This is a genomic window from Streptomyces sp. NPDC027189, from assembly GCF_055566975.1.
This window is the reverse complement of sequence record NZ_JBVHRI010000026.1, coordinates 1-13,063: the sequence shown is the minus strand read 5'-3', so window position 1 is coordinate 13,063 and position 13,063 is coordinate 1. Positions and strand designations below refer to the sequence as shown.

The following is a 13,063-nucleotide window of genomic DNA, read 5'->3' as shown; positions in this document are numbered from 1 at the left end:
GGTGGGTGGGGGTGAGGGCAGCGGACGGCATGGGCAGCATCGAGGAAAGTCGCACGACGGGAACCGGGCGTCCCACGTCCCGGGACGTCGCCCGGCTCGCCGGTGTGTCGCACACCGCGGTCTCCTTCGTGTTCAACGGCCGCGCCGAGGGCAACCTCTCGCTCGCCACCCAGGAACGCATCCGCCAGGCCGCGGCCCAGCTCGGCTACCGCCCTGACCCCGTTGCCCGCGGCCTGCGCCGCCGCCGTACCGCGGTGATCGGCCTGATCACCGACGAGATCGCCTCCTCGCCCTTCGCGGGCCGCCTGCTGCGCGGCGCCATGGAGACCGCCTGGGACAGCGAGCACCTCGTCCTGACCGTCGACTCCGGCGGCGACGCGGCCAAGGAGGACGCGGCGGTCGCCGAACTCCTCGACCGCCGCGTGGACGGCATCATCTACGCGGCCATGTCCCTGCGGCGCGTCCGTGTTCCCGAGGGCCTGCACCGCACTCACTCCGTCCTCGCTAACTGCCTGCCCGAGGACAACTCCCTGCCCGCCGTCATCCCCGCCGAACGCGCCGGAGGCCGTACGGCGGCCCGCCTGCTCCTCGACCAGGGACACCAGAGAATCGCGCTGGTCGGCGGCCTGGACGACATCGCGTCGGTCGAGCGCCTGCGCGGCTTCCGGGACGCGCTGCGGGCAGAAGGGGTCACCGTTCCCAGGGAATGGGTCGTACGGACCGGGGGTGAGATCTCCAGCGGCTACGAGGGTGCGGCGCGGCTGCTCGACGGGGCCGCTGCCGACCGGCGCCCCACCGGGATCTTCTGCTACAACGACCGGGTCGCGGCGGGTGTCCTGCACGCCGCGACCCGGCTCGGGATCGCCGTTCCCGACGACCTCTCGGTGGTGGGCTACGACGACCAGGAGCACATGGCCGCCTTTCTCGCGCCGCCCCTCACCACGGTCGCGCTGCCGCACCGGGCGATGGGCGAGGCCGCCACCCGGCTGCTCCTCGACGCCATCGATACCGGCAGGATGCCCCCCTCCGCCACGCGACGCATCGCCTGCCCCGTGATCAGCCGCGCGTCGGTGGGACCTGCTCCCACCCGATGACCGCCGCCGATCCCGTCACGGCGAGCTCCTGCACGTCGTCGGGACGCCGGTAGACCCGCTCGGTGACTGTGGCCCGGTCGTCGACGAACAACTCGTACAGGGAGCCGTCGACAAGGGCCCGGATGTGCAGCTCTTCCCGGGGTGGCACCCGTACCTCGATCGGCGGGGCCCCCTCGGCACCCGCCCGGGCCCAGCCGCCGCGGTCCAGCGTCACAGTGCCCGCCTCCGGGTCCAGGCGGACCGTCAGTTCCAGGCCCGAGGCGGACCGGAGCAGACTTACGGTCGTCCGGGCGCGAGTGGAGACGCTCAGGTCGTACGCCTCCGGGAGTGCGGTCCGGCCCGGTGCGGTGACGAACGGCTCGGCGGCGCGCAGCAGTTCGAGCTCTTGGGCCGGGGCGACCCGCAGTGACCCGTCCGGGTGTACGTCCACCACCCGGGGCGCTGTGAGGACGCCGGCCCATCCGGCGCGCACGGCCTCGCCCTGCTCACGTGCCTCCCAGGACCAGCCCCACATCAGGGCTCGGTCCGCCTCCTGGAGCACGGCGGGGGCGTAGAAGTCCCGGCCGTGGTCGAGCCGACCGCCGGCCCGCGCCTCGAAACGCAACTCTCCCTCGCCATATGGCTGCAGACATCCCGTCAGATAGCCGGTGGCGCACGGATCTCCGTCCCACAGTGACACCACCAGCACCCATTCACCGCTCGGCGTCGCGTACATCTGCGGGCACTCCCAGCCGGCCGCCTTGTCGCCGAACGCGTTGGCGGCGACAGGGTCGTTGCCGTCGATCAGGACCCCCGCGAACCGCCAGTCGGCCAAGTCGTCGCAGTCGTACAGGAGGACGGACGGCGTACCGTCGGCGTGTCCTGCCCCCACCAGCGCCCAGCGCCGGCCGCCGTCGGCGCAGACGAACGGGTCGCGGAACATCACCACGTCCAGACCGGGCGGCGGGCCGGTCACCACCGGCGTGGGCAGCGGCTTCCACTCGGTGAGCGTGTCGTCGTCGGGGTCCGTCGCCCGCGCCAGGCAGATGGTGCCGAGGCCGGTGTGGTGGCGGTCGACTCCCGTGTACACGGCGGTCGGCACACCCCCGTCGTCGACCACGCACCCGGACCAGCAGCCCGCCTCGTCCGGGCCGCCGGGCGTCGGGGTGAGTGCGACCTGGTGGTGGTCCCAGTGGGCGAGGTCGGGGCTGGAGACGTGGCCCCAGTGGATGTTCGCGTGCACCGGCGCGTCCGGGTTGTGCTGGTAGAAGAGGTGGTGGCGGCCGCGCCAACGGAAGGGCCCGTTCGGGTCGTTGATCCAGTGGGCGGGCGGACGGACCCGGAAGCGAGGTGCATGGGGGTCGTGGCTCAACGGTTGACTCCTGCGGAGGTGATGCCCTCGCGGAGAGGGCGCTGGCCGACGACGAACACGGCGACGGCGGGGATCATGGAGAGGACGACACCGGCGAGGACCACCGAGATGGAGCCGGTGCCGAGGTTGCCCTGGAGCGAGACGAGGCCCAGGGGCAACGTGTAGTTCTGGGCGGAGGTCTCGAGGATCAGCGGCCGGAAGAACTCGTTCCAGTGGTAGTTGAAGGCCAGCACGCCGACGATGGCGAGGCCGGGCGCGGCCAGCGGCGCGTACACGGACCGGAAAATCCGCCAGGGCCCGGCGCCGTCCAGCATGGCCGCCTCGCCCAGGTCCTTCGGCATGCCCAGGAAGTACTGCCGCATCAGGAAGGTGCCGAACGCGGTCGGGAAGGCCGGGACGATCAAACCGAGCAGGGTGTCCGTGAGACCCATCGACTTCAGTACCAGGAACACCGGCACGATGGTGACCTGGAGCGGCACCATCATCGTCGCCAGCACGAGCCCGAACAGCGGCTTCCTGAAACGGAATTCGAGGCGTGCGAAGGCGTATCCGGCCAGGCCTGCCGTGATCATCTGGCCCACGGCGATCAGCGCGGTCACGAGCGTGGAGTTGAGGGCGAGCAGCCATACGTCGATCTGGTCGAAGACCCCGTGGTACGCCTCGGTGGTGGGATGCGTCGGGATGATCCGCGGCGGAAGGTCGAAGGATTCGGCCGGGGTGCGCAGCGAGGTGGAGACGGTCCAGATGACCGGCCCGAGCGTCAGTAGGGCGCATACGGTCAGCGCGGCGATCCGTGCCCATGGCGCGAGTGAGTGCCGTGTACGGCTCAGGGACAGCGTTGCTTGGCTCATGGGACTCACCCGGCTCACTGGTAGTGGACGAAACGCCGGCTGAGCCGGAACTGGAGGGCGCTGACCGCCATGATCAGCACGAACAGCAGCACGCCCACCGCGGACGCTTCGCCGAACCGGAGCTGCTCGAAGGCGTTCTCGTAGATGACCATCACGACGGTCCTGGTGGAGTCGCCGGGCCCGCCTTTCGTGAGGACGTACGGCTGCTCGAAGACCTGGAGCGCGTTGATGATGCCGACGACCGACGCGACCAGCAGCGTGGGTGACAGCAGGGGCAGCGTGACGGTGAGGTGTTTGCGCAGGCCCGTCGCGCCGTCCAGGGCGGCGGCCTCGTGTATCTCTTTGGGGATGTTGTTCAGGCCTCCGACGAACAGCAGGAAGGAGAAGCCGAACTGCTGCCAGACGTAGACGAGAATCACGGCGGCCATCGCCGAGTTCTCCGATGTCAGCCACGGCACCGGGGCGATCCCGATGAGACCGAGCAGCCAGTTCACGACCCCGAAGTCCTGGTTGAACAGGTACTTCATCACCACCGAGATGGACGCGGCGGACAGTACCAGCGGGAAGAAGAACGCGGAGCGGAATACCGACCGCAGCCACACCGGCATTCGCCCGTTGACGGCCAGTGCCAGCACCAGGGCGATGAGCAACTGCAGCGCCACCGCGAACACCATGAACACGAGGGTGTTGCGGAAGGAGACCAGCACGGTGGAATCGCCGAATAGCTCACGGTAGTTGGCGGCCCCGGCGAAGCTCGGCGAGTCGATCACGTTCCAGTGGAAGAGGCTGAGGACGACCGAGCCGACGATCGGGACGACGGTGAAGACGACAATGCCGACGATCGTGGGCGCCAGGAACAGCGCGGCCAGCAGCCGGGTGCCGCGGTCTCGGAGGGAGGGCCGCCGTGCGACCGCGCGAGCTGCCGCCGGGCGCGTCCGTACGGCCGGTATCTGGGTGTTCGTCATACGTCACGCTCCATGGCCTTCTCCAGGTCGGCCTGCATCCGGCGCAGCGCCGGGCGCACCGCCCGCGGGGAGGCCAGCGCGGTACCGGTGTGCTTGAGCAGCACCTGCTCGACCTCGGCGACCTGCGGCGGCGCGGGGATCGGCCCCGTGTCGGGGAACTTGTCGAGGGTGTCGTAGAAGACCTGCCAGTGCGCCGGGCCGGTCTCCTGGTAGCGGGCGGCGGTGAGCATCGAGCGGCGCGCCGGGGTGGTCTGGTTGCCCTTGAAGAGGTGGGTCAGCGTGTCCTTGCGGGCGGCGTACTTGATGAACTCCCAGGCTTCGTCCTGCCTCTTGGACGTGCGCAGCAACGCGTAGCCGGCCGCGCCGAACTGGTGGCGCCGGGTGCGCCAACGCGGGAAGTACTGCACGTCGTAGCCGCTGGGCCGCATCCCCGCCAGATGCAGACCGCCGGCCCAGAAGCCGCCCGCCGGCGTGACGCCGACCCGGCCGGTGGAGAACACGCCGACGAGATTGCTGCCGTTGCCGCCCTCGGGGCGGGTGCACAGGTCGTCCTGGATGAGCGAGGCGAGGTAGTCGTACGCCTCCTCCACGCGGAGGTCGGTGGCCTGAGGGGTGGTCCACCGGAAGCCGCCTCCGCGCCCGTGCCGCTCGGCGGCCGGGTAGAAGGTGTCCCACAGCCAGGAACCGCCTGGCGCCTTGGACTCGGCGAGCAGGTTGGTGCCGTTCGCGAACAGCCAGGGCACCACGCCGCCCCACAGCCGGTTGGTCCAGAAGTACGGCGTGAAGTGGGAGCCGCTGGAGCGCTTCATGTCCCGCAGCAGCGCGGTGAATTCGTCGTGGGTCCAGTCGGCGGCGGGGAAGTCCGCGCCGGCCCGCTTGAGCACCTGCTTGTTGAGATACATGTCGGCCGCGTTGAACTCGACCGGCAGCTGGTAGAGGCTCCCTTCGTACATCATCGACTCCACCAGCGAGGGGTGGACGTCGGCGAAGTACTCGCGCAGTTCGGCCGCGTCCCGCTTCACCCAGCGGTCCAGGGGGACGCCGAGGCGCTGGGCGAAGAGCTGGACGCCCTCGGTGGCGACGTAGACGAGGTCCGGAGCGGTGCCTGCCGCGATCTGGGTGAGGATCTTCGCGAAGAAGTCCGACCAGTCGACGGCCTGCACCGCGTTGATCCGGAGCCTGATGCCCGGGTGGAGCTTCCGGAAGCCCTCGCTGAGCGTGCGGACGGCGGCTTGGTCGAAGGCGGAGCCCAGGGTGGCGACGACGAGGGAGCCGTCGTCGCGGCCGGGGATGTCGGCTCCGGTGAGCCGCTCCCAGCTCGCGGCGGTGCCGGCCAGGGCGGCGGCTCCAGCGCCGTAGGCGCCGTACCGCAGCAGGGCGCGGCGGGAGAGGTGCGAGTCGGTCATCGGACGGGCCTAACTCGTGTTAGTTCAGGGGTGATGCCCCAGATGATGTGAAGCGGGTCACGGCCCTGTCAAGGGTCGCGAACGCTTGACCTTTAACGAGTTAGGTCTACAGTCCTGGTTTCACATGAGCCGCCGTTCGCATGACTCGAACGAGAGGAACGATGCGTGATGCGTGGGATGTCCAGGAGAGCTTTGTTCGCCGGGTCGGCCGCGGGAGCGGCAGCCGTGGCACTGCCCGCGATGCCGGCCGCAGCCCGTCCCAAGGGCGCGAGATCCGGCGCGAGTTACCGCGCCGAGCACCACTTCACGGTCCCCGACGCGTGGAAGAACGACCCACAGCGACCGGTCTGGATCGACGGCGAGTACCACTACTACTACCTGTACAACGCGGACTACTTCACCGGAGCCGTCGGCACCGCCTGGCGCCTGGCCACCAGTACCGACCTGGTTACCTTCCGGGACCGCGGTGTCGCCGTCCCCAAGGACACGACCCCCAACGGGGACGTCTGGTCGGGCTCGGCGGTCGTCGACGCGGACGACACCGCGGGTTTCGGCGCGGGCGCGGTCGTTGTCATCGCGACGATGTCCCACGATGACGGGCCCACCTCTCAGGCGCAGTACCTGTACTACTCCACCGACGGCGGCCGCACCTTCACGAACCACGGCACCGATCCGGTCCTGCCCAACCCCGGCGTGCGCGACTTCCGCGACCCCAAGGTGATCCGGGACGAGGAGCGCGACCGATGGGTGATGGCGCTTGCCGAGGGCACGAAGATCGGCTTCTACCACTCCGACGACCTCAAGAAGTGGACGTACACGGGCGGTTTCGTCAAGGACGGGCTCGGTACGCTGGAGTGCCCCGACCTGTTCGGCATCACGGCGGCGGACGGTACGGCGGCGTGGGTCCTGGGCGTGAGCGCGAACGGCAAGGGGTCGGGGCTGCCGAACACCTACGCGTACTGGTCGGGCGCCTTCGACGGAAACGCCTTCACCGCCGATGCCGCCGACCCGCAGTGGCTCGACCACGGCTTCGACTGGTACGGAGCCGTCACCTTCGAAAAGCGCCGGGCCGACGGCTCCGTCGACCCGCGCACCCGGTACGCCATGGGCTGGCTGAACAACTGGGACTACCCGAATATCACGCCTACGATCGACTGCGACGGCTTCAACGGCACCGACTCGATCGTCCGCGAGATCACGCTCGAGCGTGCCGCTTCCGGCACGTACTACCTGGCCTCGCGGCCGATCGCCGCCCTGGACGACCACGTTTCGCGCACGGTGCGCCTCGGCGACCTGAAGGTCGACGGCAGCCGAGTGCTGGACTACGCCGGCGTCGCCTACGAGCTCACCTGCGAGATCACCTGGGACCAACTCGCGGGAGCCGGCGCACAGTTGCGCCGGTCGGCCGATGGCAGCCGGCACATCGACGCGGGAGTGTACGGCGACTACGCGTTCGTCAACCGGCGCGGTGCCGTCAACCCCGACACCTCCGGCAAGTGGCAGGAGAGTCACACCCCGTTCGACCCCTCCGCGCGCAAAGTGATGCTACGGATCCTCGTGGACCGCACGTCCGTCGAGGTGTTCGTCGACGACGGCCGGTACGTGCACTCGATGGAGGCGTTCCCGTACCTCGTCGACACCGGGCTCGCGCTGTTCACGATCGGCGGTGCGGCACTGTTCCGGAACACGGTGATACGGGAGTTCAGGGTGTGAGGTCTCGTTGCGCGGGATGACCAAGAGGCCATTTCATCAGCCAGGTCGAGGAAGGCCGCTCACGGCCTCCGTCATGGTCACCCGGCACGGCAGCGTGGCGAGACCGAGCGACGCGAGGTGCAGACGGGGGTCAGATCTCCATCACGGCGTCGCAATCGGGGCAGACCACGGATGCATACTCCCCGGGGTACCACGGCGCTCCGGAGTCCTCGGACGGCTTCCAGCGGCTCGTCTCCATGGCGAAGGTGTCCTTGCCGCAGAGCGTCCGCGGTCCAGCCGCGGTGAGCGCTCCCGGGGTGGCGGGGGCCGCGTGCACCCTACGGACGGGCTGATCCTCACCCTGCGGTACGCCCGCGGAGGTGCGATGGGCCGCCGACTTGTCGAGCTCGTACACGACGACGATCTCGCTCATACCTCTACGGTAGGCGGCCATGCGGCTGCCCCGCCTGTCGCAGCGGGCCGGCTGCCCGGAGAAGGGTGCCGGATCGAGCTCGGCGCAGTCCATCGGGACCTCGTCGGCCGTACCCTGGCCTGCGGCCCAGCCCGGCGCGGCCTGCCTTGAGCAAGAGGCGGACGGTCGACGGCCCGCGCCGCTACGTTCCGTCTGTCCGCGTCACAGCACTCCGGAGCGGGGCGCGGAGGTGGCCGGCCGTCGAGAGGCAGCCAGGTCGGCGTGCCGCCGTCCTTGCGCCGAGATGACGCCGCAGCGGAGCCGGATGCCCAGGCCGCGGGCACGGCGCTCGCGCCACCGCGACGCTTCCGCGCGACCAGGCCGGTGCCGCCAGGACGGGGTCCGGCACAACCGTCCTCACCCTCGTCTGACCTCCGGTCGACCGCCCGCCGAACGCGGCGCCACCGCCTCAGCCAGGAACCGCTCCGGTATGACGCCGTGCCTTCAGCGGCTGACCGCAGCCCCTGGGTTTGCCACAGGCGCGTTGTGCCCACGCACACGCGCTGAACCCTGGAAAGGCAGATCCCTATGCCCACCAAGAACCACGTCACCGCCCCGAACCTGCGCATCGGGGCCGCCAATCCCTTCGCGTGCGTCCACGCGCGGACCGGGGCCCCGTGCCGACTGCCGCTGCGGCTTCGGCGCCTGCGGCTCGGGCGGAGGCGCCGGCAGCCTGGAAGGGGCGGCGGTAGGCCAGGGGTGAGACGCCCTGCCGAAATTCGTTTCGTGCCGTGTGGGAGGCGCTCTACTGTGGCGCGGTGACGACTCAGATGATCATTCTCAACGGTGGTTCGAGCTCGGGGAAGTCCGGGATCGTTCGGTGTCTGCAGGCCGTACTGCCGGATCAGTGGCTGGCGTTCGGGGTCGATTCGCTCGTCGACGCGATGCCCGCGAGGATGCAGGCGTCGAACGAGGGGATCGAGTTCGCGGCGGACGGCGGGGTGAGCGTCGGGGCGGACTTCCGGGCGCTGGACGCGGCCTGGGTGGAGGGCGTCGTGGCGATGGCCCGTGCGGGTGCCAGGGTCATCATCGATGACGTCTTCCTCGGCGGAGCGGCGTCCCAGCAGCGGTGGCAGAAGGCTCTTGACGGAGTGGACGTGTTGTGGGTCGGCGTCAGGTGTGAGAGTGCGGTCGCCGCGGGGCGTGAGGTCGCACGGGGAGATCGGGTCCGGGGAATGGCCGCGTTGCAGGCGGATGTGGTTCACGAAGGGGTGTTCTATGACTTGGAGGTGGACACGACGCATACCGAATCTCTGGTGTGTGCGCGCACCATCGCCGCCCATGTCAGCTGATCGACGAAGCGGCTCCCGGCTGCCCGGCCGGCAGTAGCGGGCAGCTCAAGCTGCGGCGGTTCTGGGGCGGCCTCCCCAGCGGACGCCTTCGCGCTGCGGAAGTGGGTGCGCTCGCGGCGCTGGGCGGCCGGGTATCAACTCCCGTGCCGAATGGCGGCGCATCCGTGTCTTGTGGGTGGGACGGCGCGATGGAACGCTTCCCCTCCGCTGGTGTGACCAGAAGGCGGCATTGTTGTCACGGGCCGTGTGGCCGGCGGCCCGGTGATGCGAACGGGGAGAAGGCGGATGGAGCTGGAGCTTCGGCATCTGCGCGTCCTGTGCGCGATCGCTGATGCGGGGAGCCTGGGTCGGGCCGCGTCGCAGCTGGGGTACTCGCAACCGGCCATGAGTACCCAGCTTCAGCGGATCGAACGCTTCTTCGGTCAGTCGCTGTTCGAGCGAGGGGTGTCTGGTGTGAAGCTGACGCGATACGGAGTGGAGGTCGTGGTTCAGGCACGGGACGTCCTCGCGCGCGCGGAGGCGATCGGGCTCCGTCCAGTGGGAGGCGCGGCGAGAACGCGCCAGATCCTGCGCGTGGCCGCGACCAACTCGCCCGTTCTGTCGGGCATGGTGGTCCGGGTCCGGAGTCGGCTGCCGGACGTGTCGCTGACGGTGAGCAGCGTGTACGCGTCCTCTCAGATCGTGGAACTCCTGGAGAGCAGCGAGGTGGACGCGGCGATCGCCGCGGACTATCCCGGAATGGAATTGCGCCACTCCGCCGCAGTGGCACATCGCGGGATCGTCACCGAGCCGACGTTTGTGGCCCTGTCTGCTCGTCACCGACTCAGGAATCGCCCTCAGGTGACGCTGGCCGATCTGGCGGATGACGCGTGGTTCGTGACACCTGACGACGGGGCCGGCTGGCCGGGAGTCTTTTATGCCGCATGTGAGGCGGCTGGCTTCTCGCCGGTGGCGGTGCACGAATTCCTGGGCGACCGAGTGCAGTTGCAGAACATGATTGCCGACGGCATCGGGGTGTCCTTGGTACAGGCGACGCTCCGGCCGACTCCGGACGTGTTGATCAAACCGCTGATCGGCACACCGCTGTGGTGCCGCTACGTGCTGGCCTGGCGGCGCGACCGGGTCCCCGACGAGGTGGCGGAGACGCTCTTCGTTTCCGCCACTGCGTCGTACCGCCAACTCATCGCGCAGTCGCCGCACTTGAGGGCGTGGGCCGCGCGGATGTGGAGCGTGCCCGGGCCGTAGGGCCGGGTTCAGGCCGCACCGGGTTGCGCGCGGCTATCGGTTGCGCCGGGCGTCCGGCCGGATGCCGGGCCGGATGGTGACGTCGGGCCCGGATGTTATGGAGCGGCCGTGCAATGTGCTATGTCACACCCCATTGTTGGCGGCGACGGGGATTGAGAAGGTGCCTCTCACGCCTCATCACCGCTTACGAGGCGCATCTATCCGTGAAGGAGTCCAGATGCGCTACCGCTTCACCCTGCCCAGATGCGTGGTCGGTTCTCTCGCCGCCGTTGTCACCATTGCCGGCCTGCTGGCGACGCCGGCGCTCGCCGCGCCCCCGTCACCGGCCGACACCAACGCCGTCATCGGATCCCGAAGCACGACGCCCCCCGTGCCACCGACCGGCTCGACCCTCGGCTCCTCCGACCGGGCCGTGCAAGACCGACGGGTGACTCCCGCTCAACTCCCGCCCCTCAGGGCGGCGACGCCCCCGCACGACCCGGCTGCGACGGCCGGACCGAAAACCGCACCGAGGCCGGCCTCCTGCACCCCGGCCGACTTCGGCAGCCGGACCGGATCCGCACTCGTCGCATTCGTCAAGGCGTCGACCATGGACTGCATCAACAGCCTGTTCGCCGTCACCGGCACAGACGCGCACAACGTCTTTCGCGAGGCCCAGATGGCAACCGTCGCGAAAGCCTTCACGGGAGCGGCCAGGAGGTACGGCGGCGACAACTCGGCCCATGTGTGGCAACTCGTGCTGTTCATGCGCGCCGGCTACTTCGTGCAGTTCTACAACCCGTCGGACGTCGGCCCCTACGGCACGGCCCTGACCACAGCCGCGGCCGCCGGCCTGGACGCCTTCTTCGCCCGCGCACATTCAAGGGATGTCACCTCCGCGAACGGCGACATCCTGGGTGACGTCATCATCCTCACCGACAGCGCCGACCTGCAGGACCGTTACCTGAGCGTCTACCGGCGGGTGCTGGGCGGATACAACAGCTCCTACGACGCCATCGCCAGCATGGTGGCAGCCGTCAACGACGTCTACACCCCCCTCTGGCGCGGCAACTGGAACCCCGCTTACGTCAATGCGGTCACGGCCGACCCGGGCATCATCGACACCCTCAACGGGTTCGCACTCAACCACATGAACCTCCTGGGGACCGATCGCGCCTACCTGGATGCCAACGCCGGAATGAACCTCGCCCGCTACGTTGAGCACCCCGCGCTGCAGGACCGGGCCCGGCCGCTGGCCAAGGGCCTGTTGAACGCCTCGGAGATCACTGGGCCCACAGCCCAGCTGTGGGTGGCGGTCGCGACCCAAGTGGACTACTACGACAAGGCCAGTTGCTCGTACTACGACGTCTGCGACCTGACCGGCCGGCTGACGAAGGCGGCGCTGCCGATCACCCACGCCTGCGACGCGACGCACACCATCCGGGCTCAGGATGTGACCGCCGCCGACCTCGACGCGACATGCGCCGACGTGCTGGCCCAAGACCCGTACTTCCACGGCCTCGTGCAGGACGAGGGCCCCATACCCGGCCAGTACGAATCAACCATCCAACTCGTCGTGTTCGCCAGCCGCGCCGACTACCAGACCTACGCCGGGGCGATCTTCGGCGTCAGCACGGACAACGGCGGCATAACCCTGGTAGGAGATCCGGCCGACCCCCACAACCAGCCCCTTTCGATCATGTACCAGAAGGACTACGACGACGGATTCGTGGCGCGGATCTGGAACCTCAACCACGAGTACACGCACTACCTCGACGCCCGTGAAGACATGAAGGGAGACTTCACCCAGCAGATCTCCGTCCCCGATGTCTGGTGGATCGAGGGCCTGGCCGAATACATCTCCTACAGCTACCGCGGGATCACCGATGACCAGGCGGTCACCGAGGCGGGCAGGCACACCTACACGCTGAGCACGCTGTTCCAGAACACCTACGCCAACAGCGACGTGACCCGCACCTACCCCTGGGGCTACCTCGCGGTCCGCTACATGTTCGAGAAGCACCCGGCGGACATCCAGCGCATGCTCGCCCACTTCCGAGCCGGCGACTACACGGGCGGCTACGCCGTCTACAACTCCGACATCGGCACCCGCTACGACGCCGACTTCGACGACTGGCTCACCACGTGCGCCGCAGGCGCCTGCGCCGAGCCGGCCGCAGGCGGCGGCCGCTGACACGGCGACTGCGTCCGAGGCGTTGGCTCGACCGACAGGCCGATCGACTCCAGCAGCCGCGCATCACCCAGCGGGTGCGGCCTTTCAAGGCCGACGACGAGACGGTCCCACCAGGCCGCCGGTCTGGTGGGACCCGGACGCTCGCTTGAGGTGAGTAGGCCTGTCCAGGTTGCCGTTGCGGAGGAGATGCCGGGCACCAAGGCCGGTGGAGAGTACGGCCGGCGCGGGCGCCGAGCAGGCGCTGCGGGGTGAGCTGGGGGAGTCGGCGACGGTATGAAGGCCGTACTCAGCCAGTACGTCGGCCGACTTGGTGCCGACGCCGGACAGTTCACGGACGGGGCGCGGCCGCAGGAGGGGTGCTCGACGCCCTCGGGCGAAGTGGCCCCGCAGACCCGGCCTGCCGGCCGCAATGCTGAAGCGACCGTACGTTCAGCATGATCTAGCGCGGAACCCCGGGCGTTCACGCCCGGGAGGAAGCGCTTCTCTGGACTGCTCTGACTTGCGCGGGTGCTCGGGTCCGCA

The 13,063-nt window shown here is 69.4% G+C and carries 10 protein-coding genes; 5 read left to right on the top strand and 5 right to left on the bottom strand.

Annotated elements, in window-relative coordinates; translation table 11 throughout:
* Window positions 1–29: 29 nt before the first annotated feature.
* On the top strand, window positions 30–1,094 hold the full coding sequence (locus tag ACZ4RZ_RS39960; protein ID WP_467752415.1) for a LacI family DNA-binding transcriptional regulator: 1,065 nt from the start codon (window positions 30–32) through the stop codon (window positions 1,092–1,094).
* Here the strand turns inward: ACZ4RZ_RS39960 and ACZ4RZ_RS39955 are convergent.
* From ACZ4RZ_RS39955 to ACZ4RZ_RS39940, 4 genes are read right to left on the bottom strand one after another with little or no spacing between them, the layout of a single operon-like run.
* Window positions 1,057–2,445, bottom strand: coding sequence for a glycoside hydrolase family 32 protein (locus ACZ4RZ_RS39955; RefSeq protein ID WP_467752245.1), 1,389 nt, complete (start codon window positions 2,443–2,445; stop codon window positions 1,057–1,059). The genes ACZ4RZ_RS39960 and ACZ4RZ_RS39955 overlap by 38 nt on opposite strands.
* Entirely contained in the window at window positions 2,442–3,296 is an 855-nt protein-coding gene (locus tag ACZ4RZ_RS39950) for a carbohydrate ABC transporter permease (protein ID WP_467752243.1), read from the bottom strand. Before ACZ4RZ_RS39950 ends, ACZ4RZ_RS39955 begins: the two co-directional genes overlap by 4 nt.
* 14 nt (window positions 3,297–3,310) lie before the next feature.
* Entirely contained in the window at window positions 3,311–4,261 is a 951-nt protein-coding gene (locus tag ACZ4RZ_RS39945; protein WP_467752241.1) for a carbohydrate ABC transporter permease, read from the bottom strand.
* Window positions 4,258–5,667, bottom strand: coding sequence for an extracellular solute-binding protein (locus ACZ4RZ_RS39940; RefSeq protein ID WP_467752239.1), 1,410 nt, complete (start codon window positions 5,665–5,667; stop codon window positions 4,258–4,260). Before ACZ4RZ_RS39940 ends, ACZ4RZ_RS39945 begins: the two co-directional genes overlap by 4 nt.
* A 168-nt stretch (window positions 5,668–5,835) precedes the next feature.
* On the opposite strand from ACZ4RZ_RS39940, the gene ACZ4RZ_RS39935 reads away from it, so the two are divergent.
* Window positions 5,836–7,380: a glycoside hydrolase family 32 protein gene (locus tag ACZ4RZ_RS39935; RefSeq protein ID WP_467752237.1), complete on the top strand. Its 1,545-nt coding sequence runs from the start codon at window positions 5,836–5,838 to the stop codon at window positions 7,378–7,380.
* A gap of 130 nt (window positions 7,381–7,510) precedes the next feature.
* On the opposite strand, the gene ACZ4RZ_RS39930 is transcribed toward ACZ4RZ_RS39935, so the two are convergent.
* Window positions 7,511–7,792, bottom strand: a complete 282-nt coding sequence (locus ACZ4RZ_RS39930) for a hypothetical protein (protein ID WP_467752236.1) — start codon at window positions 7,790–7,792, stop codon at window positions 7,511–7,513.
* A gap of 797 nt (window positions 7,793–8,589) precedes the next feature.
* Between ACZ4RZ_RS39930 and cpt the strand changes: the two genes are divergently transcribed.
* From cpt to ACZ4RZ_RS39915, 3 genes are all read left to right on the top strand, one after another.
* Entirely contained in the window at window positions 8,590–9,123 is a 534-nt protein-coding gene (cpt, locus tag ACZ4RZ_RS39925; protein ID WP_467752413.1) for a chloramphenicol phosphotransferase CPT, read from the top strand.
* A gap of 285 nt (window positions 9,124–9,408) precedes the next feature.
* Entirely contained in the window at window positions 9,409–10,368 is a 960-nt protein-coding gene (locus tag ACZ4RZ_RS39920) for a LysR family transcriptional regulator (protein ID WP_467752234.1), read from the top strand.
* A gap of 217 nt (window positions 10,369–10,585) precedes the next feature.
* Window positions 10,586–12,541, top strand: coding sequence for a collagenase (locus ACZ4RZ_RS39915; protein WP_467752232.1), 1,956 nt, complete (start codon window positions 10,586–10,588; stop codon window positions 12,539–12,541).
* The last annotated feature ends 522 nt before the right edge of the window (window positions 12,542–13,063 follow it).

What these genes read in the sequence shown, in the direction of transcription:
- ACZ4RZ_RS39940 (WP_467752239.1), bottom strand. Translation starts at nt 5,667, where the DNA reads ATGACCGACTCGCACCTCTCCCGCCGCGCCCTGCTGCGGTACGGCGCC.
- ACZ4RZ_RS39930 (WP_467752236.1), bottom strand. Translation starts at nt 7,792, where the DNA reads ATGAGCGAGATCGTCGTCGTGTACGAGCTCGACAAGTCGGCGGCCCAT.
- ACZ4RZ_RS39920 (WP_467752234.1), top strand. Translation starts at nt 9,409, where the DNA reads ATGGAGCTGGAGCTTCGGCATCTGCGCGTCCTGTGCGCGATCGCTGAT.
- ACZ4RZ_RS39960 (WP_467752415.1), top strand. Translation starts at nt 30, where the DNA reads ATGGGCAGCATCGAGGAAAGTCGCACGACGGGAACCGGGCGTCCCACG.
- ACZ4RZ_RS39935 (WP_467752237.1), top strand. Translation starts at nt 5,836, where the DNA reads ATGCGTGGGATGTCCAGGAGAGCTTTGTTCGCCGGGTCGGCCGCGGGA.
- ACZ4RZ_RS39950 (WP_467752243.1), bottom strand. Translation starts at nt 3,296, where the DNA reads ATGAGCCAAGCAACGCTGTCCCTGAGCCGTACACGGCACTCACTCGCG.
- ACZ4RZ_RS39915 (WP_467752232.1), top strand. Translation starts at nt 10,586, where the DNA reads ATGCGCTACCGCTTCACCCTGCCCAGATGCGTGGTCGGTTCTCTCGCC.
- ACZ4RZ_RS39945 (WP_467752241.1), bottom strand. Translation starts at nt 4,261, where the DNA reads ATGACGAACACCCAGATACCGGCCGTACGGACGCGCCCGGCGGCAGCT.